Source organism: Streptomyces sp. DS1-CR2 (genome assembly GCF_055760475.1).
Window position 1 is genome coordinate 1,139,475 of sequence record NZ_CM147085.1, and the last position, 22,256, is coordinate 1,161,730.

General features: G+C 69.5%; 17 protein-coding genes and 4 pseudogenes. 7 read left to right on the forward strand and 14 right to left on the reverse strand.

What is annotated here, in order from left to right:
* Positions 1-103: 103 nt before the first annotated feature.
* The 4 genes from ACY0PA_RS05705 to ACY0PA_RS05720 form a co-directional block, all read right to left on the reverse strand.
* Positions 104-901, reverse strand: coding sequence for a family 1 encapsulin nanocompartment shell protein (locus tag ACY0PA_RS05705; protein WP_473083638.1), 798 nt, complete (start codon positions 899-901; stop codon positions 104-106).
* Positions 898-1,917 (reverse strand): Dyp-type peroxidase, encoded by a 1,020-nt coding sequence (locus ACY0PA_RS05710; protein WP_473086245.1) that lies wholly within the window; start codon positions 1,915-1,917, stop codon positions 898-900. The genes ACY0PA_RS05705 and ACY0PA_RS05710 overlap by 4 nt, the downstream gene beginning before the upstream one ends.
* A gap of 97 nt (positions 1,918-2,014) precedes the next feature.
* Positions 2,015-2,509 carry a DUF5709 domain-containing protein gene (locus tag ACY0PA_RS05715; RefSeq protein WP_473083639.1) on the reverse strand — a complete coding sequence of 165 codons (495 nt, stop codon included), beginning with the start codon at positions 2,507-2,509 and terminating at the stop codon, positions 2,015-2,017.
* Positions 2,510-2,912: 403 nt separating this feature from the next.
* The gene (locus ACY0PA_RS05720; protein WP_473083640.1) at positions 2,913-4,088 is read right to left on the reverse strand and encodes a hypothetical protein; all 1,176 of its coding nucleotides are present in this window, start codon (positions 4,086-4,088) and stop codon (positions 2,913-2,915) included.
* A 220-nt stretch (positions 4,089-4,308) separates the two neighbouring features.
* Here ACY0PA_RS05720 and ACY0PA_RS05725 point away from each other — a divergent pair, with 220 nt between their 5' ends.
* The gene (locus tag ACY0PA_RS05725; RefSeq protein ID WP_116500627.1) at positions 4,309-4,527 is read left to right on the forward strand and encodes a hypothetical protein; all 219 of its coding nucleotides are present in this window, start codon (positions 4,309-4,311) and stop codon (positions 4,525-4,527) included.
* A gap of 66 nt (positions 4,528-4,593) precedes the next feature.
* Here the strand turns inward: ACY0PA_RS05725 and ACY0PA_RS05730 are convergent, their stop codons facing one another.
* Positions 4,594-5,529: an SDR family oxidoreductase gene (locus tag ACY0PA_RS05730; protein WP_473083641.1), complete on the reverse strand. Its 936-nt coding sequence runs from the start codon at positions 5,527-5,529 to the stop codon at positions 4,594-4,596.
* 222 nt (positions 5,530-5,751) lie between these two features.
* Between ACY0PA_RS05730 and ACY0PA_RS05735 the strand changes: the two genes are divergently transcribed.
* The gene (locus ACY0PA_RS05735) at positions 5,752-6,216 is read left to right on the forward strand and encodes a pyridoxamine 5'-phosphate oxidase family protein (protein ID WP_473083642.1); all 465 of its coding nucleotides are present in this window, start codon (positions 5,752-5,754) and stop codon (positions 6,214-6,216) included.
* A 157-nt stretch (positions 6,217-6,373) separates the two neighbouring features.
* On the opposite strand, the gene ACY0PA_RS05740 is transcribed toward ACY0PA_RS05735, so the two are convergent.
* Both ACY0PA_RS05740 and ACY0PA_RS05745 read right to left on the reverse strand, forming a co-directional pair.
* The gene (locus ACY0PA_RS05740) at positions 6,374-7,981 is read right to left on the reverse strand and encodes an MDR family MFS transporter (protein ID WP_473083643.1); all 1,608 of its coding nucleotides are present in this window, start codon (positions 7,979-7,981) and stop codon (positions 6,374-6,376) included.
* 172 nt (positions 7,982-8,153) lie between these two features.
* Positions 8,154-8,828: a TetR/AcrR family transcriptional regulator gene (locus ACY0PA_RS05745; RefSeq protein ID WP_473083644.1), complete on the reverse strand. Its 675-nt coding sequence runs from the start codon at positions 8,826-8,828 to the stop codon at positions 8,154-8,156.
* A 238-nt stretch (positions 8,829-9,066) separates the two neighbouring features.
* Here ACY0PA_RS05745 and ACY0PA_RS05750 point away from each other — a divergent pair, with 238 nt between their 5' ends.
* Positions 9,067-9,645 (forward strand): DUF4232 domain-containing protein, encoded by a 579-nt coding sequence (locus tag ACY0PA_RS05750; RefSeq protein WP_473083645.1) that lies wholly within the window; start codon positions 9,067-9,069, stop codon positions 9,643-9,645.
* A 9-nt stretch (positions 9,646-9,654) separates the two neighbouring features.
* Here the strand turns inward: ACY0PA_RS05750 and ACY0PA_RS05755 are convergent, their stop codons facing one another.
* The gene (locus tag ACY0PA_RS05755; RefSeq protein WP_473086645.1) at positions 9,655-9,840 is read right to left on the reverse strand and encodes a hypothetical protein; all 186 of its coding nucleotides are present in this window, start codon (positions 9,838-9,840) and stop codon (positions 9,655-9,657) included.
* Between the two features lie 57 nt (positions 9,841-9,897).
* Between ACY0PA_RS05755 and ACY0PA_RS05760 the strand changes: the two are divergent.
* Positions 9,898-10,296, forward strand: a pseudogene (locus ACY0PA_RS05760) (DUF3459 domain-containing protein); the annotation flags it as partial.
* Between the two features lie 150 nt (positions 10,297-10,446).
* Positions 10,447-11,877: a PP2C family protein-serine/threonine phosphatase gene (locus ACY0PA_RS05765; protein ID WP_473083646.1), complete on the forward strand. Its 1,431-nt coding sequence runs from the start codon at positions 10,447-10,449 to the stop codon at positions 11,875-11,877.
* Between the two features lie 62 nt (positions 11,878-11,939).
* Here ACY0PA_RS05765 and ACY0PA_RS05770 read toward each other — a convergent pair whose 3' ends face one another.
* A complete protein-coding gene (locus ACY0PA_RS05770) occupies positions 11,940-13,439 on the reverse strand; it encodes a DNA-binding protein NsdB (protein ID WP_473083647.1) in 1,500 nt (499 codons plus the stop codon).
* Between the two features lie 233 nt (positions 13,440-13,672).
* Between ACY0PA_RS05770 and ACY0PA_RS05775 the strand changes: the two genes are divergently transcribed.
* Positions 13,673-14,851, forward strand: a complete 1,179-nt coding sequence (locus tag ACY0PA_RS05775) for an aminoglycoside phosphotransferase family protein (RefSeq protein WP_473083648.1) — start codon at positions 13,673-13,675, stop codon at positions 14,849-14,851.
* A 71-nt stretch (positions 14,852-14,922) separates the two neighbouring features.
* Here ACY0PA_RS05775 and ACY0PA_RS05780 read toward each other — a convergent pair.
* The 4 genes and pseudogenes from ACY0PA_RS05780 to ACY0PA_RS05795 form a co-directional block, all read right to left on the reverse strand.
* A pseudogene (locus tag ACY0PA_RS05780) lies at positions 14,923-15,174 on the reverse strand (carbohydrate-binding protein); the annotation flags it as partial.
* A gap of 39 nt (positions 15,175-15,213) precedes the next feature.
* Positions 15,214-15,918: pseudogene (locus ACY0PA_RS05785) on the reverse strand (RNA-guided endonuclease TnpB family protein); the annotation flags it as partial.
* 56 nt (positions 15,919-15,974) lie between these two features.
* The gene (gene ltrA, locus ACY0PA_RS05790; protein WP_473082088.1) at positions 15,975-17,744 is read right to left on the reverse strand and encodes a group II intron reverse transcriptase/maturase; all 1,770 of its coding nucleotides are present in this window, start codon (positions 17,742-17,744) and stop codon (positions 15,975-15,977) included.
* A 660-nt stretch (positions 17,745-18,404) separates the two neighbouring features.
* Positions 18,405-18,923, reverse strand: a pseudogene (locus ACY0PA_RS05795) (RNA-guided endonuclease InsQ/TnpB family protein); the annotation flags it as partial.
* A 735-nt stretch (positions 18,924-19,658) separates the two neighbouring features.
* On the opposite strand from ACY0PA_RS05795, the gene ACY0PA_RS05800 reads away from it, so the two are divergent.
* Positions 19,659-21,644: an N-acetylmuramoyl-L-alanine amidase gene (locus ACY0PA_RS05800; RefSeq protein WP_473083649.1), complete on the forward strand. Its 1,986-nt coding sequence runs from the start codon at positions 19,659-19,661 to the stop codon at positions 21,642-21,644.
* A 68-nt stretch (positions 21,645-21,712) separates the two neighbouring features.
* Here ACY0PA_RS05800 and ACY0PA_RS05805 read toward each other — a convergent pair whose 3' ends face one another.
* Entirely contained in the window at positions 21,713-22,213 is a 501-nt protein-coding gene (locus ACY0PA_RS05805) for a hypothetical protein (RefSeq protein WP_116500604.1), read from the reverse strand.
* Between the last annotated feature and the right edge of the window lie 43 nt (positions 22,214-22,256).

The window sequence follows — 22,256 nt, forward strand, 5'->3', positions numbered from 1 at the left end:
ACAGCGGGTCCGGCGCGCAGAGGCCCTTCGGGCCCGCAAACGGTAGGTCGACTCATCCGGTCTTCCTCACCGCCCCGGCACACCCCGTCAACAATCCCGGCCATCACGCCCGCAGGGCGACAACGGCCTCGTCCGTGTACATCAGGAACGTCAACGTCTCCTGGAAGTACAGGTCGACGCCGGTCGCGTCGTGCGAGGTGTAGCCGATGGACAGGTCCTGGCCGATGCGGAGTTCGTAGTCGCCGCCGCGGGTGGTCAGGACGAACGCGCCGTTGATCGCGGGTGCCCAGATCAGTTCGCCGTCGAGGAGACGGGCGATGTGGCCGGACACGGGGAAGCCGTGGTCGGTGGTCTCACTGACCGCCGTGTACGCCTGCGCGCCGAGCAGCAGCGAGTACGGGCCGTCGACACCGGCGAGGCGCAGGGCGCTGAGGGCCCTCGCGATGGTGTCGGGGTAGTCGCGAGGCTCGGCCGGCAGACTCAGGACGGGGTTGGACGTGCGCTCGCGGACGCCTTCGATCCGGGCCGCGGCGTAGCCGTCGAAAATCGCCTGGTCCTCGGCGAACGCCATGGTGCGGGCCGCGTCCTTGACCGGCTGCCAGTCGGAGTCGTTGGAGCCGCGCGCGACATCGTCCACGGCTTCGCGGCTGACGGTGAAGGGAACGCGCAGTTCGACAAGCGGCTGGGCCTCGCGCAGGCGTGCCATGACTCCCGGGGCGGGCGGCGTGACGGACCGCAGATGGCCGGTGCCGACGGCGGCGAGTTCGAGCCCGTCGGGGCCGGTGACGTCGAGGACGCGGCGTCCCGCGACATGACGCTGGAAGGTCCGGCCGGCCTCTTGCTCGATCTCCGCCCAGGCGGCTTCGCTGATGGGGGCGAGTTCGCGGTGCAGGTTGTTCATGACGCGGGGGCTCCTTTGAGGCCGCCGATGCCCAATGAGCCGTCGGGCGGGGCGACGACGGGCTGCGGTGACACGGCAGGGACGGGAAGTTCGCGTGCGGCGTCGGGCAGGGCGGGCGGGTCCGGCAGGTTGTCGAGGAAGTCTGCGGTGGGGACGAAGAACAGGTTTCCCGTGACGGCGGTGGAGAAGTCGAGGATCCGGTCGGTGTTGCCGGGCGGGCTGCCGATGAACATGTTCTCGAGCATCTGCTCGGTGACCGCGGGAGTCCGCGCGTAACCGATGAAGTACGTCCCGAACTCGCCGCGCCCCAGCGTCCCGAACGGCATGTTGTGGCGGACGATCTTCCGCTCCTCGCCGTCCTCGGTGATGGTGTTGAGGGCGACATGGGAGTCGGCAGGCTTGGTCTCGTCGGACATCTCGATGTTGTCGGCCTTCGAACGGCCGATGACCTTCTCCTGCTCCTCCGTCGACAGAGCGTTCCAGGCAGTCATGTCATGCAGGTACTTCTGCACCACGACGTAACTGCCGCCCGCGAACGGGGCGTCCTCATCGCCGATGAACACGGCGGAGCGCGCCGCGTCACCGGTCGGATTCTCGCTGCCGTCGACGAACCCGAGCAGGTCCCGGTCGTCGAAGTAGTTGAAGCCGTGCACCTCGTCCACCACGGTCACGGCGTCGCCGAGCTGACCGATGATGTGGCCGGCCAGCTCAAAACAGAGGTCCATGCGCCGCGCGCGCACATGAAAAAGCACATCCCCCGGAGTGGCGACGGCCCGATGCCGATCGCCGTTCAGCTCGCGAAAGGGATGCAGCTCAACAGGCCGCGGCCCGCCGAACAACCGATCCCAGACAACAGACCCGATCCCGACGGTGCACGACAGAAACGAGTCGGGAGAGCGGAACGAGACCGAGCGCAGCAGCCCATTCAAGTCGCCGAGCTGGTCGCGTACGCGGGGTTCGGCGCCAGGTGCCGTGGTCACCACGAGAAAGAGGGCCGCTGTCGAGTGCGGCGCCATGACAGGCTGCGTTTGCGTCACTGACTCTCCCGCAGGGGTGCACAATGCCGTCGGCTGACTTCCGTCACCCTAAGCCGGGCTCACCTCTCCCGCACGGTCAGTCGGTGACCCGCCGTGGATCACGCCCTCTGCGGACGTCCTCCACGACGTGCATGGCGGCCTCCTCACCGGAGGCGGCCGCACCGTCGATCCCGACGTCCTCGGCGATCAGCTCGCTCTCCTCGTCCCTGCGCACACCTTCATCGGGCGCCACGAGCCGACCGGAGCGCTCGGCCCCCACCTCGTCGTCGAGCGGCTCGCCATCGGTGTCCCACGTGTCGCCGATACCGTCGTCATCAGGAACCACCAGATCGGGGACCTCCTCGGACAGACGCTCGTCGAGCGTCTCGCCGAGCCGCTGCTCCGTGCAGGTGACACCGGTGTGCTCGACCCCCCAGGGCCGCTCGGGCGGCGAATAACCCTCGTCGAGCGGATCGGTGACGCCGCTGCCGAGCAGGGTGTCCTCCTGGTCGAGGAGCCCCTCGTCATCCTGGACCTCGGACCCGTCGGGCTGGTAGACGTCGTCTCCCCGCCCTTGATCGTCGATGTCCACGGCGCCTCCTTCAGCGGTGGCCTCTGTCTCCATTGTGGGCGGCGAGGGGGCGGCACGTCCTGCGGAACGATGGACGGCCCGGAAACGAAAGTGCCCCGACCGTGACGGGGGATCACGGCCGGGGCGGTCTGAGTGGCCACGGATGGCGGTCGCCTCTCGGCGGGGGCTCCACAAGGCATCAGCCGAACGATCGTCCTTGCAGGCAATTCAGATGAGGCCCGGGGACACAGTTCCATCCGCGTCCACACCTAGTTTAACGAAGAACCACCCCGGGGAATTCCCCACCCCTCAACCGGCTCTATGAACTGCGTCACGGCGCCTCCGCGGCCCCGCACCCGAAAACACACCGGCCAAAGACGCCCCGCACCAGCCAACGCACCGGACCCCACCACCCACCCTTCCGTCACGGCGTCACAGCCACACCCTCCAGCGCCGAGATCCGCCGGCCGATGGCCTCAAGCGCACCGGGCCGCCGCCCAGGAACCGCACGCCGCAGCCGCGTGAGAGAGGCCGCAAGAGCACGAGCCTGCGCCGGATCACCAAGCTGCTCCCACTGGTGATGAGCGCGATCGACGGCAGCCTCGACGTCCTCCGAGCCCACCGCCTGCCCGCGCGCAAGCCGAGCCTCGGCCGCAGCGGTCCACAGTTCGCAGCTGCGCCCCGGATCCTGAGCGAGCCGCGCAAGATCGGCACGCACCTCGAGCCAGTGGAGCGCCTCCGGCGACCCCGCACCATGGGTACGCAGAGCAGTGCTCTCCCATATCGCGGCGAGGGCAGCGGCCTCACCGTGCCGCCCGGAATGCGCGGCGGCGAGGATCGCCGGGTGCGGATCGGCATCAGGGCGCGGTTCGACGACAGGAACCTCCTCCTGCCGAGCGGCCGGCACACGCGGGCGGGCAGCCGCCGGAACAGACCCCGGCCCACCATCGACCGCGAGAAACAGGGCACCATCCGGACCGGCCTCCCCAGCCGCCTGAGCATGAAGATACGCAAGAGGCGGACGGTGCCCGCTACGCCATATCGAGGCGTAGGTCTTGAGATATCCAGGCACGGCGGTGGAACGACGCGGAGGAGGAGGCGAGACCCGCCCGAACAAACGAACACCCACTCCCACACCGAACCCCCCACCCCGCACCTGCTCCCAGGCATCCCCATCGGCCACCAGGTCAAGGACAACCGTGGTCGTGCCGGGCCGCCGCAACGCGAGTTCGCCGGTGAGCCAGTGCCAGGGCAGGGAGGTGTACCGCAGGGTCGACGGAGTGGTACGGGCCAGGGCGAGATGAAGCAGACGCTGGCGCTGATCCAGATGAAGCTGCCCGGTCACAAACAGGGCGAGAGGCCCGGGCGCGGCAACCGCCGTGCGGATGCGGGTGAGGACGGTCTGCGGGTCGACGGGATCGGCGAGTTCGACGACGGTCGCGGCGGCGGTGCCGGTCAGGGCACTGGGCGGTACGGCCGCGAGTGTGGCCAGTACGGACGTCGCGTCGATGAGGCAGCTCTTGTTCGCCGGGGCGGCCGCAAGGAGCACCGCGGTCCCGGTCACTGTCTGTTCCCCGTTGTCCTGCTGAGTGGTCACCACTACAGCACCGTAACCGGTCCTTCTGTGCCGCGCGTGACCGGCAGAAGCAGCTCGACTGGTGCTCATACAGGGCGATTTGGACGTCATTTGAACGTCATCGGGAAGTGGCTGCCGCACGCGCACGCGTTCCGTCATTGTTGGCGGAACGAGAACGCCACGCGTCCGGCGCCGGGACCCCGTCCGGGTGCGGAGCCGATTCACCTCACGGAAGCTGAGGACTATGGACGAACCTGAAGGATTTCCCCCTGTGGTCGTGCACGCCTCCCAGCCCGGCGGGCGCCGGGTGACGATCCGCGGCGAGGACGCCGGGCTGGCCACCGGGCAGGAGGACGTGCTCGAGTTCCTGCGGCGCGCGGGCCTGGAGGACGCGCGGCTGGACGACCCCGAGTTGGTCGAGTGGCGGGGTGGCGGTACGAAGGTGTGGCCGGCACAGATCTAGATCCAATCGCCGAGCCCCAGCCTCCAGCCCCCAGCCCCCAGCCCCCAGCCCCCAGCCCCCACAGCGTCAGCGGTAGGAGCTCACGTCAGCCGGCTTGCCAGGATCCTGCACCTCGACGAGATAGCGCCAGGCGTCGGGCCGGCTCCCGTCGACGTCGGTGAACCCGTACACCTGGGCAAGTGCCCCGCTGGACGTCGACTGCCCGTTCCAGCGGGCCACTTCGGGGTCGGCGGCGAGCGCGGCGACGGCCCGGCCGACGTAGAACGGGGTCTCGGAGATCCCGAAGTGCGGTGTCTGTTCCAGGGCGTCGCGCCAGTTGTCCTCGGTGACGCCGTAGTGCCCGAGCATGATCTCCGAGCGGAGCCAGCCCGGGGTGAGGGCGAGGGCTGTGGCGCCCCGCGGACCCAGCTCCTGCCCGAGGGCGAAGCCCATGCGCAGGACGGAGCTCTTGGCGAGGTCGTAGAAGAAGGAGACGCGATAGTTGTCGCGGTTGTATTCCGCCGTGCCGTCGGTCACCTCCACCACAAGACCGCCGGGGTTGCGGAGCAGGAGCGGCAGCGCGAAGTGACTGGTGATGGCGTGTGTCTCGACGGCGAGGCGGAGCAGCCGGAGCCCGTCGTCGAGGTCGTGCTCCCAGACCGGGGTGTCCCAGGCGAAGAGGTTCTCGCCGCCCCAGATGTCGTTGACCAGCACGTCGAGCCGCCCCTGTTCGTCGGCGATGCGGTCGACGAGGACCTTGACCTGGGCGGACTCCAGGTGGTCGGTGGGCACGGCGATACCGCGCCCGCCGGCCGCGGTCACCAGGTCGGCCGTGTCCTCGATGGTCTCCGGCCGGTCGTATTCGGAGCGCCGGGCCCGCGTGGTGCGCCCGGTCACGTACACCGTGGCGCCGGCCGCGCCGAGTTCCACGGCGATGCCCCGTCCCGCGCCGCGGGTCGCGCCCGCCACGAGGGCGACCTTGCCCTCCAGCCGGGCGCTTCCGGTCCCGGGTTCCTGCGTCATGAAGCCGCCTCCTCGCTGCTGCAGGACAGGCCGTCGTGGCCCGTCCTCGGTTCGAGCGTGACCCGAAATCAGGACACCGAGTGTCGCCATTCCTGAGCGGATGACGGCGATGACGACGACGCCCGGAACGAGAAGCGCGTTCTCGCCCATCGGTCACATTCCAGGGCCGACCCGTGTCATAACAGTGACCAGGGAACCCGCCCGATGCGACAGGAGACGCCGATGCCACCCGCCCGGACCGCGAAGCAGCGCAAGCAGGACACCCTCGACCGGCTCGAACGCGACGAGGACGTATGGGTGGCCACGGCGGACACGTCGGACGGGGAAGGCCCGACGCCCTATCTCGTACCGCTGTCGTTCCTGTGGGACGGTTCGACGCTGCTGCTCGCCACCCCGGCGGCCAGTCCCACGGGACGCAATCTGCGGTCCACGGGGCGGGCCCGGCTCGGGCTCGGCCCGACGCGTGACGTCGTCATGATCGAGGGCACGGTACAGACGCTGACAGCCAGGGACCTCCCGGACGACGTCGGTGACGCGTTCGCGCAGAGGACAGGGTTCGACCCGCGCGGGCTGACCTCGGAGTACCTCTATTTCCGGGTCACGCCGCAGCGAGTCCAGGCCTGGCGGGAGGCCAACGAGCTGGCGGGCAGGGAGCTGATGCGTGAGGGCGAGTGGATCGACGGCTGAACCACCGGCACCGCCCCACGAGTTGAAACCCACCGCCACTCACCGCACCCCCGAGCCGGAAAACACAGAACGCGCCCGCCGAAGACCCCTCCGACGGGCGCGCGCTGCGCCACACACGCAGCCGGCAAAAGCCGACTGACCCGACCAACCGACCGGCTCAGCCGGCGGCAGGCTCCAATTCCTTGTCCTCGCTGCCCGGCCGCGCCGTTTCGTTCTCGGCATGCCAGTCCTCGTTGTCGGCGAGCGGCTTCTCCTTCAGCACGAAGGCGAGGACGAGACCGACCGCGAAGACGGGGACCAGGTACAGGAAGATCGGCACGAGCGCCTCCTGGTACGAGGAGACGACCGTGGCGCGCAGGTCGGCCGGCAGGGCCCGTACGAGCGCGGGCGTCAGTGAGTCGCTGTCGCCGACCTTCGAGGCGGCGTCCGCGGGCAGGCGCGTGGCGAGCTGGTCGGTGAGGCGGCTGGCGAAGACCGCGCCGACGACGGCGGTGCCCAGGGTCGCGCCGATCTCGCGGAAGAAGTTGTTCGCGGAGGTGGCGGTGCCGACCTCGGCGCCCGGGAAGTCGTTCTGCACGGCGAGTACGAGGGTCTGCATCATCAGGCCGACACCGGCGCCCGCGAGTCCGACGTACAGGCAGACCAGCCAGACCGGGTCGCTCACGTCGAGGCGGGACATCAGGAACGCGACGAGCATGATGATGACCGTGCCGACGATCGGATAGACCTTGTAGCGGCCGGTCTTGCTCATGATCGCGCCGGACGGCAGCGCCGTGGCCATGATGCCGACGACCATCGGGATGAGCAGCAGCCCCGACTCGGTGGCCGTCTTGCCGTAGACCATCTGCAGATACGTGGGCATGTAGCCGACGATCGCGAACATGCCGAGGCCGATGACGATCATGCCGAGCAGCGTGGCGACGTTGAAGATCGGGCTGCGGAAGAGGTGCAGCGGGATGACGGGCTCGGCGGCCCGCTTCTCGGCGACGAAGAACAGCACCCAGGCGACGACGGCGCCGACGCCGAGCCCGATGACCAGCGGGTCGGACCACGCGTACTGCGTGCCGCCCCAGCTGGCGAACAGCACGGTGCAGGTGACGGCGGCGGCCATCAGGGCGGTGCCGAGGTAGTCGAGAGTGACCTTGACGGCCTTGCGCGGCAGCTTGATCGCGACGGCCGCGACGAAGAAGGCGAGGATGCCGAGCGGCAGATTGACCCAGAACGCCCAGCGCCACGAGTGCTCGTCGGTGAACCAGCCGCCGAGGAGCGGCCCGACGACCGAGGAGAGACCGAACACGGCGCCCATGGGGGCCATGTACTTGGCGCGTTCCCGGGGCGGAACGAGGTCGGCGATGATCGCCTGCGAGGTGATCATGAGGCCACCGCCACCCAGGCCCTGGAGGGCGCGGCCGGCGACGAGGGTGCCCATGTTCTGGGCGAGCCCGCAGACCACGGAGCCGACCAGGAAGAGCGCGATGCCCGCGAGGAAGATGTTCTTGCGGCCCATGAGGTCGCCGAGCTTGCCGTAGACCGGCATGCCGATGGTGGCGGCGAGGATGTACGCGGTGGTGATCCACGCCATGTGCTCGATGCCGTTGAGCTCGCCGACGATGGTCGGCAGGGCGGTGCTGACGATGGTCTGGTCGAGCGCGCCGAGCAGCATCGTCAGCATCAGCGCGCCGAAGATCAGCCCGAAGTTGTGCGGCTTGGCTATGCCGTCCTCAGGGGCGGGATCGGAGCCCGCCGGTGCGGGGGCGTGGGTCATGCTCAGGTCTCCGTAAGTGAAGGGATGGGGTGCGCGGCGCGCGAGCGGTCGCCGCCCGGGGAGGCTGGGGAGTCTTCGGGGCTCGGGTGGGGAGTCGTGTGGGGCCTTGCGCGGGGAGCGCGCGCACCGGTGTCGTGGGGGCGGCGACGGGTCGCGCTTCTGGAGCCGCGCCTCAGGCCTCCCGTTCGGTGGTGGCGTGTGGGAAGTCCGCCGGGGAGAGGAGGCCGCGCAGGGCGGTGAACGAGTCGCGCACCGAGGCCGCGGGACCGTCGGGGTGCTGCTTGTCGCGGGCCCATCGCATGAGGCCGTTGCGTACGGCGGTCATGGCGATCCCCGCGAGAAGAGCCACGGTCTGCCCGTCGGGGGCGTCTTTGGTGCGGCGGGCGATGGCGCCGGCGAGATCCCGTTCGAGCGCGTCGCACTCGGCGAGGAACGCGCCGAGTGCCGAGGGCACCTTCTCGACGATGGCGAAGACGTCCTCGAACGCTCCGGCGCCGGGCGCCATCTCGTCCACGTGCGTGGCGAACACCTCGCCCAGGTCCCGCAGCACGGCGTCCGGGTCGCGGCCGGGCGCGGTGACGAACTGCTCCGCCTCGGCCTCTGTCAGGCCACCGGGCCAGGCGAAGAGCGCGGTCTCTTTGGTGCGGAAGTAGTTGAAGAAGGTCCGCGGGGAGACGCCGGCCTCCTTGCTGATCATCTCGACCGTGACGTGTTCGAGGCCGTGTGCACCCGCCAGGCGGACTGTGGCGGCGTGCAGTTCGGCCCGGGTCTGGCGCCGTCGCCGGGCGCGCAGCCCCTCGACCGGCGCCTGCTCGCGGACCGCCGACGTCGCGGTGCCTGATGTCATCACGCCAGAGATTCTTGCACACACTGCAATCTTTGCGCGCACTGCACCTATGGCAGGCCCTCGGGCCCATAAATCCCACGCACCCGTGGGCACGTCAGCGACTCAGGCACCGGCTTGGACACCGGCTCAGGCACCGACGCGGGCACTGGCGTGGGCAGAGGCATTCATCCGAGATAGGCTCCTTAAGCCTTGTTTCAGGTGAAATGTGAAAGCCACTGTTCGCCGGGAGACCAGACTGATGCCCACTCGCACCGTTCTTGCCGCCGCCGCCGCGCTCCTCGTGTCCGCGACCGGCGTGTCAGCCACCGGCGCCTCCGCCGCTGCGTCGGCCGACCCCCGCCCCGCTCACCCCGCCGCCGCGCCGGCCGCCGCCCTCAAACAGTGCGCGGAGAACGCGCTGACGCTGCGGGCGGCCGCATCGGGCGAGGACCACGTCCTGCGCCTGAGCGTCAAGAACCACTCCTCGCACGCCTGCCTCGTGGGCCATGTCCCGCTGGTCACTTACGGTGATCTGGACGGGGCCGCCGTCCCGTTCCCGCTCTCCGGGAGCGCCACGTACAAGCTGGACGCGGGGAAGACCGCTCACGCCGCCGTGCGCTCCTTGTCCGCGAGCGGTGACAGCGATGTCCGGTCGGTCGGCTACGTCGTGGTGGCGGCGAATCCGGAACACGATGGGCAGAAGTTCACCGCCGCCGCGCTCGCCGAGCCGGGCGGGCTGCGCGTCTGGTCGCCGGTGACGACGCTGTGGCAGCCGACGCGGGATCTGGCGGACGAGGTCCTGGCCGAGTCCACCGGCGCAGGGGTGCTGAAGGTCTGATCCCGCCCGTTAGGCCGCGGCCCGGACCGCGAGGAGTGAGGCGTCGTCCTGGAGCCGGACCTCCGCGTGGCGGAGCAGGTCGGCGCCCGCCGCCACCCCGGCGCAGGCCACCGACAACGTGCCGTGCCACAACACCGTGAAGCGGGACCTGGTCGACCCGTCGTCCGGGCACACCTGGCCCGGGACCGCTGTCATGTACTGCAACCTCACGCGCGGTCACGTCCCGGTCCACGCGAGCCGCTCCCCCGGCTGCCGGGCCGCGACGGCTGCCGGGTGCCCCTGCCCTGGACGCAGGACGGACCCTCGTACGGCTTCGGGCCGGCCGGGGAGCCCTGGCTGCCGCAGCCGGCGGACTGGGGGACGTTCGCGGCCCATCGACAGGACGCCGATCCGGGCTCGATGCTGTCGCTCTACCGCGAGGCGCTGCGCCTGCGCCGCACGGAGCCGGGCTTCGGCGACGGGCCGATGTGCTGACTCCCAAGTTCCCCTGGCGTACTGGCTCTTGCCCGGGGCGAGGGACTGCTCTGCGTCGTCAACTTCTCCGATCCGGCCGCGCCGCTCCCGGCGCATTCACGTCTTCTGCTGGCCAGTGGCCCCTTGGACGACGAGGGGCGGCCCCCACGGGACACGGCGGTGTGGCTCCGCGCCTGAACCGGACGGCCGGAAGGACTCAGGTATATGCCAGAAGCATCACCGCACCGGGTGTTGCCAAACCCCTTACGGGGCCTGTCCGGCTGTGCGACAGTCATTAACGGTCCTTCCGTCAGTCTTGGTCGTGCCGCGCCTGTATCGGAGTACGTCATGCCTCCCCATGTCTTCGCGGACCGCCCCGCCGCCCAGCCGCCGGAGCACGGTTCGGTCGACGCGCTGATCACGCAGACGCGTCGGCTGCTCGGTGATGTCGACGCCGTGCGCCGCGAGGCCGTTTCGGACGACGGTGACCCCGAGCGACGCTGGCAGCGCGCCCTCTACGAGCTCGCCGTGCACCAACTCAGCGATCTCGACAAGCACTTGGCGCAGCTGCGCGACGGGCCACCGCGCCCGAGTGTGGATTCGCCGGTCCCCGAGTCCCGCGGCTGTGCGCCGGCCGAGCCGCCGAACGGTTCCCTGCTCAGCCGCGTGGGCAGCGCCGAGTGGAATCTCCTCACCGACGAGGCGAGCTGGTCCGGGGAGCTGTTCCAGATCCTCGGCCGCAGCCCCGACGCACCGCCGCTGACCCTCGACGAACTCCCGTCCGTCGTGCACACCGATGACCAGGCCATGCTCACCAGAATGGTGACGGACTGCCTCATCGAGGGGAAGCCGATCGACGGCGAGTTCCGCATCCTGCGCACCAACGGCACCGCCCGCACCGTGCACATGATGGGCGAGCCCGTGCTCGACGCCGACGGCTCCACCGCCTCGATGTGGGCGGTCCTGCGCGACGTCAGCGAGCTGCGCCGAACCCAGCGGACCGTACGCGAGACCCATGACTCGCTCCAGCGCCGGCGGCACGTCGAGCAGACGGAACACCGGCTCGCGGCCGAGCTCCAGGAGGCCGTGCTGCCTCCGTGGCGTGGCTCCCTTCGGTTCTCCCAGGGAGCACCGCACGACCTCGACCTCGCGGCCCGCCATCTGCCCTCGTCGACGGGCGAACTCGTCGGCGGCGACTGGTACGACGCGCTCGAACTGCCGGACGGACAGACCCTGTTGAGCGTGGGCGGCCTGACCGGACACGGCGTGACCGTGACCTCCGCCATGGCGATGCTCCTCGGCGCCCTGCGCGGCATGGCCGTCACGGGGACCCGCCCCGACGCGCTGATGGGCTGGCTCAACCAGCTGACCGACACGTCGGTTCAGCCGTCACTGGGCAGCGCGGTCTGCTGCCGCTACGATCCCCGGTCGCGCACGCTGACCTGGGCGCAGGCGGGACACCCCGCCCCGCTGCTCTTCCGCGACGGGGTGGGGCGTGCGCTGACGCCGCCGGAGGGCGTGTTGCTCGGAGCGACACCGGGTGCCACGTACGGGCTGGCCGAGGAGTCGCTCCGCGCAGGCGATCTGCTGCTGCTGCACACCGACGGCCTGGTCCCCCACCGCAGCGGTGCCGCGGCGGCGAACAGGCTCCTCGATCTCGCGCCACGACTCACCGAGGCCGCCACCGCGCAGGACTGTGTGCGGACGGTCTTCGAGGAGTTCGCCGCGCACGAGCGCGCGGACGAGGCCTGTGTGCTGGTCGCCAGGATCGGCTCCTGACGCGGACAGCCATGTGTTGAAGTCGGTCAATGTGTTGAAGTCGGACCGCGTGCCCCTGAGGGTCACGCCTGGGCGCGCTTGCCTCCCGTGGGCTTTCCAGGGGACTTCGGCAGCGCGAGCTTGATCTCCTCGCGCAGGTCCACGATCTTCGGGTAGCCCGCGTACTGCCCGGTGAGCCGGTACATCTCGCGGAGCCGGTCCCAGGTGCGATGGGAGGAGTTGGCCCCCATCGACACCAGCGCCAGGCGCGCGTACCGGTCGGCCTGCTCCGGGTCGTCGGCGATGAACAGGGCCGACGCGAGCGAGATGTAGTCGAAGATCTGCGACCGCTGCCGCCCGTTCGCCCGCAGTTCGAGGGCTTCCTTGGCGTGGCGCTGCGCCGTGCTCGCCGCGGCCGGCTCGTGGTCGGCGAGGGTGCGGTACGCCAGGGCCTGCATCCCGTGCAGGTCCGCCTCGTCGAACATCTGCATCCAGCTGGGCGGCGGGACGTCGCCCTTGTCGGAGACGAAGAGGTCCTCCGCCTGGCCGAGGGTGCGCCGCATGGCCTGGCCCTTGCCCATCGACGCCTGTGCCCAGGCCTCGATGGTGTAGAGCATCGCCCGGGTACGCGGCAGGGTCTGGTCGCCGGATCCGGACTTGGCGAGCTTCATGAGGTCGAGTGCGTCGTCGGGCCGGCCGAGGTGCACCATCTGACGGGCCGCCCTGGACAGGGCCTCCCCGGCGCGCGGCCGGTCGCCGCCTTCTCGGGCCGCGTGCGCGGCGATGACGAAGTACTTCTGGGCCGTGGGTTCGAGGCCGACGTCGTGCGACATCCAGCCCGCGAGGACGGCCAGGTTGGCGGCGACGCCCCACAGGCGCCGCTGGAGATGGTCGGGGTGCCGGTAGCTGAGCATGCCGCCCACTTCGTTGAGCTGGCCCACCACCGCCTTGCGTTGCAGGCCGCCACCGCGGGCCGCGTCCCAGGCCCGGAACACCTCGACGGAGCGCTCCAGTTCCTCGATCTCCTGCGACCCGATGGGGGCGGCCTCATAGCGGTCGAACCCGGCGGGGTCGGCGTGCAGGGGGTCTTCGAAACGTGGGGCGTCGGCCGCGAGGGCCGGATCGGTGTGCAGCCAGTCATGCATGGCGCCGCTGAGTACAGATCCTGTGGCGAGCGCGGCACCCGCGCCCACCAAGCCGCGTCGGTTGAGCATGAGGTCCATTCCCGTGAATTCGGTGAGGACCGCAGCAGTCCGCTCGGGCGCCCATGGCATTCCGTCGGGGTGTTGCACAGCCCCGTCGTCACGCCGTTTCCCCGTGCGCCCGTGCCGGACCAGACCGAGGTCCTCGATGGTCACGACACGGCCGAGCCGCTCGGTGAACAGCGCCGCCAGCACCCGTGGCACCGGATCGCGCGGGATCTCTCCCATGTCGATCCAACGCCGCACCCGCGAGGTGTCGGTCGCCAGCTGGGGGTGGCCCATGGCCGCCGCCTGCCGGTTCACCATTCTCGCGAGCTCCCCCTTGGACCAGCCGGCGAGGCCGAACAGGTCGTTCAGGCGGGTGTTGGGTTGTCCGTTCACGTCAAGCCCCCAGGTTCTCGGCTGAGTTGACAGTAACCCTCTGTCAGTTGCTGAGCGACTATTCGCCAGGGTTCGCCAGGGTGCGCCAGATGGTGTGCCAGTGGGCACCGGGTGTCAGGTAGGAATGCGCCACCCCGACCCGGTTGCCGCGGCTCACTCCCCAGGGTGCACCACGGTTCCCCGGGGCGGGTGGCGCAGGCAACCAGCAGGCACACGAAGGGATCTGTTCGCCCATGTACGCAGCATCGTCCTCCGTGTCCGCTCCGCCCCGGCCGCTCTACGCCCGGCCCCCGGCTCGCGGCAACGGCCGCGCAGGGGAGGCCCCACCGGCGGGCGGCGGCCCGTATCTCGACCCCGCGCGACCTGCGGCCGCAGCGCTCGGCTCCGGTCGGACAAGGCGCGTCCCGGGGGTCGGCACCCAACCGCTCAGCGGGAGACTCGACTTGTCCGGTCCCCAGGGCGCGCAGCTGCGCACGGCGATCGCCTCGGTGCACCGGATCTGCCCGGAGTTCAATCCGGTGCAGGTGCTGCGCCGCAGTGGACGGTCCGTGCTGCTCGTCGGCACCACAGGGCGCAGCACCGCCGTCGCCAAGTGTTTAGTGGACCACTCCCCCGTCTGGGCCGAGCGGATCCGCCATGAGATAGCGGCATACCGCTCGTTCGTCCGGCACCGGCCACCGGTCCGGGTGCCGCGGCTGATCGCCGCGGACCCCGACAACTGCACGCTGGTGATCGAGCGGATGCCCGGCCGGGTCGCCGCCCTGCAGCGGCACCCGGCCGAGGCACCGCCCCGGGCGGACGTGCGGGCCGCGCTCAGCGCGATCTGCCGGCTCAACCTCTGGCGTCCGCCGGCCGGCACGTTCAACGCGCCGCTCGACTACGCGGACCGGATCTCCCGCTACCACGGCCTCGGGCTGCTCACCGACCGGGACATGGGCGATCTGCAGAAGCTGCTGCACGGCATCGCGCACTCGTCGGGCCGCCAGGGCATGGGCCAGTTCTGTCACGGTGACGCACTGCTCTCGAACATCCTGCTGTCCCCGGCTGGCCCGGTGCTCGTGGACTGGGAGCACGCGGGCTGGTACCTGCCGGGGTACGACCTGGCGACGCTGTGGTCGGTGCTCGGTGACGCGCCGGTGGCGCGGCGCCAGATCAGCCAGCTCGCGCAGTCCGGCGGTCCAGCGGCCCGGGACGCGTTCCTGGTGAACCTGATGCTCGTACTGACGCGGGAGATCCGGACGTACGAGACGGCCGTGCAGCGTTCGATGCACGACTCGGCCCCGGCGGCATCGGGCACGGCCCCGCACGGTGCTGCGCCGTCCGGCGAGGAACAGCGGCTGCTCCTGAGGCGGCTGCACGACGACTGCCAGCTGGCCCGCAGGGCCGTGCGTGCGGCGGTCGGCACTCGCTGAGGGGACAGGAATCCGCGGTGCGCCAGGACAGCGGCGCACCGCGGATTCTCGTGTGCCCTTATCCCTAGAGGCTACGGGTTACTGAACTGCACGGCGTCCACGTCGAACGAGTTGTCCTGCGGGGACTTGAACACGAGGTACAGCTTGTGCGTTCCGGTCAGCGCGTCGACCGGGACGGCGGGTGTGGCCCGGTAGGTGTCCCAGCCGCCGGTGTTCGGGACGGGTGTGGTGGCCAGGAGCTTGCCGTCGGGGGCGTCCGCGCGCAGCTCGATGGAGCCGACTCCGTACGGTGACGACAGTTTTTGACTTGCACCTCGGGCTGAAGCCCGAGGATTCTGGCCTTCTCGATCGTTGCTGTGCCGCTACGCGGCACGGGGTTCGGTCGAGAATCCGTGGCTTCCTGTTTCTGCGCGCTGGGCCAGAACGGGTTCTGGTCTTACCGGCGCTCCGCAGGCCGATACCGCCAGTCCGGCGGCCGTCTTCACGTTGATCGCGGCGTTGACATCCCGGTCGTGCCGGGTGCCGCAGGCCGGGCAGGTCCACTCCCGTACGTGCAGGGGTTTGGGCCCGTCCCGGTGTCCGCAGGCCGAGCAGATCTGGCTGGTGGGCTCGAACCGGCCGATCTTGACCAGGGTGCGGCCGTACCGCTTGGCCTTGTATTCGAGCATGGTCACGAACTGGGACCAGCCCGCATCGTGCACGCTCTTGGCCAGCCTGGTGCGCGCGAGCCCAAAGACCGCCAAGTCCTCCACCGCGACCGCTTGATTCTCGCGGATCAACTGTGTGGAGAGCTGGTGGTGGAACTCCTTGCGCGCATCAGCCACTTGAGCGTGGGCACGGGCGACCTTCAGGCGGGCCTTGGCCCGGTTCTTCGACCCCTTCCGCTTACGCGACAGCTCCCGCTGAGCCTTCTTCAGCTTCTTCTCCGCCCGGCGCAAGAACCTCGGAGAGTCGATCTTCGTGCCGTCGGACAGGACCGCGAAGTGGGTGAGACCGAGGTCGATGCCGATGGTCCGGTCGGTTTCGGGCATCCGTGACGCGTCGGTGTCGGGGTCGGTGTCGATGAGTCGGGTAGCCGGAGCGCGTCACCGCGCCCCGGCCCCCTCAGAACCGTGCGTGCGACTCACGCCGCACACGGCTCAAGCAGAACCCGAGGGCGTTTGCTCTTCCGTGCGGTTGCTCGGTCACCGGCTTCGTGGTGCCGCCGATGACAATCCGCGTGTACAAGGCGGAGGTTGTTCAACTCGTTCCCGCCCCCTACCCGCCGGAACACGAAGTGATGCTTGTGCAGCTTCTTCGCTACGGCTGCGAACCACTCGATCCACTCCCGTGGATTGTCCGGTTCGTATTCCGCTCCGGTGATCAGGGTCCCGCCGCAGAGCGGACACACCCCTTGCTGGCGGAACGCCAGGTGCAGGCTGGTCTTGTCCATGACGGGAGGCGCCTTCTTCCGGCGCCGTTTCGCCCAGTAGTCCTGGAGGGCAGGGTCATCCATGGATGCCGCGCCTTTGACCATGACGTGCCGGACGATCGGGGTCCAGGCGAACTTGTAGAGGTAGGCACCAGAGATCCGGTCGCCAAACACCCACTTGTCCGCCCGGGACTTGTTGAACGTACCGAAGTACCGCTTCACCACCCAGTCCTTCGGCTTGTTGGGGTGGCTCCGTCTGGCCCACTTGTAGGTGAGTTTCCAGACGTAAGTATCCAGCGATTGAAAGATCTTCGAGGACACCACCCCCCGGTAGTACGTTGCCCACCCACGCACGATCGGTGTGAGCCGTCTCAGTACCGCTGCGGCGTTGGAGCCATTCAGCTCCTTGACCTCTATCCGCAGCCGTTCCCGGATCCTCTTCACCGCTTCCTTGCTCGGCCGGATGATGACCATGCGATTGCTGTTCCGCCGGATGTTGAACCCGAGGAAGTCAAATCCCCTGTCGAGATTGGTCACTTGGGTCTTCTCCTCGTTGAAGCGGAGCCCTCTCGGCTCCAGCCACAACGACAGCTCCTGCTTCATCCGTTCCGCCTCCTCCTTCGAGTGCGTAAGCACCACAAAGTCGTCCGCGTACCGCACCAGGACCGGGGTCCCGGACTTCGCGCCAGGTTCTTGCCCCTTGCGAATCCGGTATTTGACCCCTACGGCGCTCTCCATTCCGTGCAGAGCGATGTTCAGCAGCAGAGGGCTGATCACGCCCCCTTGCGGGGTGCCTTCCTCTGTCGGAGCCCATCTTCCATTCTCCAGCACCCCCGCCTTCAGCCATCCACGGATCATGCCCCGTCCGGGGAACGAGCCGACGGACTCCATCAGGCGGTCGTGGTGGATTCGGTCAAAGGCCGCCGACAAGTCCGCATCCAGAACCCACATCCGCTCGGGGGACTTGCCCCGTGTCATCGAGAAGATGCTCTGAATCGCGTCGTGGCAGCTCCGCCCCGGTCGAAAACCGAACGATCGGGCTTCGAACCGGGCCTCCCACTCAGGCTCCAAGGCATTCTTGGCACGCGCCTGCATGACGCGGTCCTTGATCACCGGGATCCCGAGCGGACGTTGCTTCCCGTTGCTCTTCGGGATGTACACCCGCTTGACCGGATGTGGCCGACGAATTGGTGTTTCCTGGATCTCCACCACGAGCCTTGCTCGTCCTTGTGGAGTGAGGATCACCTGTCCGTCGACGCCGGCGGTCTTGCGGCCAGAACTCTGCTGGGTGACCCGCCGCACGCTGACCAGCGTGTTGCTTCGTGACCGCAGCATGAGCTTCTGCAGGTTGCGGACCTTCTGCAGGTCCCCTTCCTGCGACGCCTTGAAGATCCGTTGGCGAAGTCGCCGTACGCTCTCTTCCTCGCTGGCCCAGTCGATGCCGTGCCAGTCAAGTTCGGGTCCGCCATCAGGTCCGTTCACCACACCCCGTGCGGCGTCCAACTTGCCCGTCAGTTCTGGTCCCTCCCCACTATCTCTTCAAGGTTCCACCTGATCCACGTCAGCTCCCTTTCGGGCCGGGCAGCGCCCGTATCCGACGGGTTATACGCGTCGTCTCAGAGCAGACGGTCGCGCTTTCCCCCGGCCTTTCGGCCGGTCGGCATTCGCTTCTTGGATCATCCTGTTCCCGCTGCGACATCGGCTGCCCTTGCGGTTCGCCTACTGCACGCAGATCACAACGGGGTTTCCACGTTCCGCACCATCAAGCTGCGACTGGGGAGGGTGCCTCCTTTACCCCGGGCCCGGTGGTGTCCTGCCTCCCCGCATTCGTCCAGGGAGGTCACCTGGCGCTTTCCAACGCCGAGGGCCTGTCGGCCAGTTGTACATCCCGTCGTCTGACCGTTTCGCTCACGAGGCATAGCCGGAGGTTCACGCGAGTTCACCCTGTCCAGTCTTCCCCTCGCCTGTTGTCTCCGGACGGTTCGAAGACTCTTGGGCTTTACGGTCCGGCTTCACACCCCGCCGTTACCGGCAACGCATGCGGACCCGGGGACTGACCATGGACACTGATCAGAGAAGCAGCCCGTATATCTCCTCTCTGTGGGCTGCCCCCACTTGAATGGAGCGACCTCGTGTCGCACCGAAGGAGGCGAAGTACCGCCCGGCCGCGTCCTTGACGACGGTGACCGAGGTAGGAGTGGCGGGCAGCGTGCGGGACCACTTCACCTTCACCGCCCCGATCTTCGGCAGGTTCAGCCGACCGCTGCCGCTGACGCTCCAGCGCGCGTTGGCGGTGAACCTGATCGACTGGCGGGAGTCCTTGCGGGACTTGAAGCGCGGGGGGCCGATCTTCGGTCCCTTCCGGGTGCCCTTCAGGGAGGCGAAAAAGTTGCGGTAGGCGCTCTCGACGTCCCGCAGTGACTGCTGCAGGACGACGGCGGAGACCTCACCCAGCCAGGATCGCGAAGCGGTCTGCTTCGCCCGGGTGATCAGACGGGTGGACAGCTCACCGATCTTCGGGAAGGCCGCCTGGGCCGCGCGGGCGTCCTCACGGGCGCGCACCGCGTCGTTGAACACGACGCGAGCGCACCCGAACGCCTTCGCCAACGCTGTCTGCTGGCTGGTGTCCGGGTACAGGCGGAAGGCGTACCGGAGCTGCATAACGATCACACTAGACATGCCGAACGCCCGCCGTCCCGGGGAACGTCCGTGCGGACTGTCACCGTTCACGCCCCACAGCCCGGCTCCGCCGCAAAGACGCCGCGACGCACCGCGTCGCAACCACCAGACTCGCTTCACCACCAGGCTGAAGCCCAATGCACTGCGAATGAATCCCGGTAGCTCACCTGTCCGATGCCCTCGACGCTCATCGGGTCGGCCGTCCACGACCAACTCCTCGCGGGCGTACGGGAAGCCGTGTGCCGCCGCTCCCACCCGCTGGCCACCCATGTGCTGCGCATCGAGCCGAGCCGCACCGGAGCGAACGCGGCCGTGGCCGGCGCGGCCATCCTGGCGATCGAGCACGCACTCTCGCCCGAGCAGGTGGACCGGGTCCTCGGGGGCGCGTCGCCCCGCTGGCCACGCCGGGCGACTCCCGGGGGAACACCCGCGCGGTTCGGTCCCCCGATCAGGTGGAGTACGCCGAAGAGTCCGGGTCGCCCTCCCGTATGCCGAGACGGCGGCCCCACTCCTTCCGGACGGTCATTGGTCCACTCCAGTGACGCGCCGCAGGCGGTGAGGCCTCCCCGGCGAAAGCCCGCCGACCGGGCGCTGACATGGGAAATCCCTTGACCTGAGCATGATTGACGGATCGTCGGCAAGCCGATACCACTGACCCACGATCGCCCCGCACACCGTCGAGCTCATCTGTCCCAGGACCGTTCCCAGGAGGCCGCTTTGCCCTCGACCACCAGCGACCACTCCCCGGCCGCCCGCAGACGCACCCACCAGGCGGCCCGGGCGGCGGGGACGCTCGCGACGGCGGCCCTGCTGCTCCCTCTCCTCGGCGCCGCGCCCGCGAGCGAGGCCCGGGGGACGTCGGACGCGGGTCTCCAGCACGCGTTCGCGAGCGCGGCGGCCGAGTACCGCGTGCCCCAGAGCGTCCTGCTCGGCGTCTCCTACCTCCAGTCCCGGTGGGACACGCACAGCGGTGCGCCCAGCGTCACCGGCGGCTACGGCCCGATGCACCTCACGGACGCCCGCGCCGCGCTCGCCGGTGTGGCGACGCACAGCGAGGCCGAGGGTGATCCGCGCGGCGACTCGTCACGGGCGGCACTCACCCCCACGGCGAAGGTGCCGCGGAACTCCCAACTCCCGGCCCGGCTCAAGTCGTTGACGCGTGCCGCCGAGCTCAGCGGCATCCCCGCCGAACAGCTGCGCTCCGACCCCGCGGCCAATGTGCGCGGCGGCGCCGCCCTGCTCGCCGCGGCCCAGAAGGCCCTCGGCAAGCCCCTCAGCTCCGACCCGGCCGACTGGTACGGCGCGATCGCGAAGTTCTCCGGCGCCGACGACACCGCCACGGCGGCGACGTACGCGAACGACGTGTTCGCCGTGATCCACGACGGCGAGCGGCGCACCACGGACGCCGGGCAGCGCGTGGAGCTCGCGGCCGACCGCGGCCTGAAGCCCGACGCGGCGCAGGTGCGGAGCATGGGTCTGCGCACGTCCGACGAGAGCGGCACCGAGTGCCCGGCGACCGTGTCGTGCGAGTGGATCCCGGCGCCCTACGAGGAGTTCGGGGACGGCGACTACGGCAACCACGACCTCGCGGACCGGCCGAACGACCAGAGCATCGACTACATCGTCATCCACGACACCGAGGCGACGTGGGACACGACGCTGCAGCTGGTGCAGGACAAGACGTATCTGGCCTGGCACTACTCGCTGCGGTCCACGGACGGGCACATCGCCCAGCATGTGAAGGCCAAGGACGTCGGCTGGCACGCGGGCAACTGGTACGTCAACGCCAAGTCCCTGGGCCTGGAGCACGAGGGCTTCCTCGCCCAGCCGGACTCCTGGTACACGGAGGAGATGTACCGGGCGTCGTCGCGCCTGGTGAAGTACCTGGCGAAGAAGTACGACATCCCGCTGGACCGGCAGCACATCCTGGGCCATGACAACGTGCCGGGAACGACACCCGCCGGGATCAAGACGATGCACACGGACCCCGGTCCGTACTGGGACTGGGCCCACTACTTCGCGCTGATGGGCAAGCCCTTCAAGGCGACCGCGGGCACAGAGGGCGGCCTCGTCACCGTCGCCCCCGACTTCGCCAGGAACAAGCCGGTGTACACGGGCTGCGTCAAGGCGGGCGAGACCTGCGCGGCGCACGGCTCCGGTGCCGTACGGGTGTACACCGCGCCCAGCGAGGGCGCCCCGCTGATCAAGGACATCGGGCTGCGCCCCGGCGGCGAGGACTCCACGATCGACGTGAACGACATGGGCGCGCGCCTGTCGACCGGCCAGCAGTATGCCGTCGCGGAGCGCAAGGGCGACTGGACCGCGGTCTGGTACCTCGGCCAGAAGGCCTGGTTCAAGAACCCGAAGAAGCAGCCCACGGCCGTGAACGCGGCAGGCCTGGTCATCGCCCCGAAGGCCGGCCGCACCGACGTCCCCGTGTACGGGCGCGCCTACCCCGAGAAGGAGGCGTACCCGGCGGACATCACGCCGCAGGCGATCTCTCCGCTGCCGTACAAGCTGCTCGCGGGGCAGCGGTACGTCGTGGGGGGCAGGACGACCGGTGAGTACTTCTTCTCGCCGACGTTCGACACGACGTCGCACCGGGTGGTGCGCGGCAAGGACGTCTACTACGAGATCCAGTTCGGTCACCGGGTGGCGTATGTGCGGGCCGCCGACGTGCAGGTGCTGCCGTCGGGCGCCTGAGGGCACATGACTCGGCCGGGTCCGGAACTGCCGTGGGGGCAGGTCCGGGCCCGGCCGGTTTTCCTGGCTCAGGCCTGCTGGAACAGCTCGGGGGGCAGCGGCTTCAAAAGCGCGTAGAGGTCGTCCGTGATGGGCCGGTCCCAGGCTGCGATGGTCACGAGGACGTTGTCGCTGCGGTCGAACTGCACGCACGAGATACGGCCCTCGGAGAGCTTGAGGCGGCGCACGATGAGGAGGTTGTCGCCCTGCATCACCGGGACGTCCTCGGTGCCGACGACGGTGACCTCCTCGTCGTTCTCCAGCGCGAGAAGGAGCTGGGCGACCTCGAAGGGGATCTCGCCCTCGGCGGTCTCGCGGGCCGATGAGCCCTCGGGGAGATTGCCGATGATCATCGCGGGGCCGCGGCCGCCGAACAGGTCGTAGCGCAGGAAAACACCCTGGCAGCTGCCGTCAGGGGCGGGCAGCAGGCCCGCGCCGAGATTGCCCGGCCAGTCGCCCGGGTCCATGGCGAGGACATCGAAGTCAGGACCCGCGGGTGTGGCGGAGCTGCGTCGGCGGAGGAAGGACATGCCGCAATGGTACGTGCACCGGGGCGCTCCGCGGCGCGGGGGC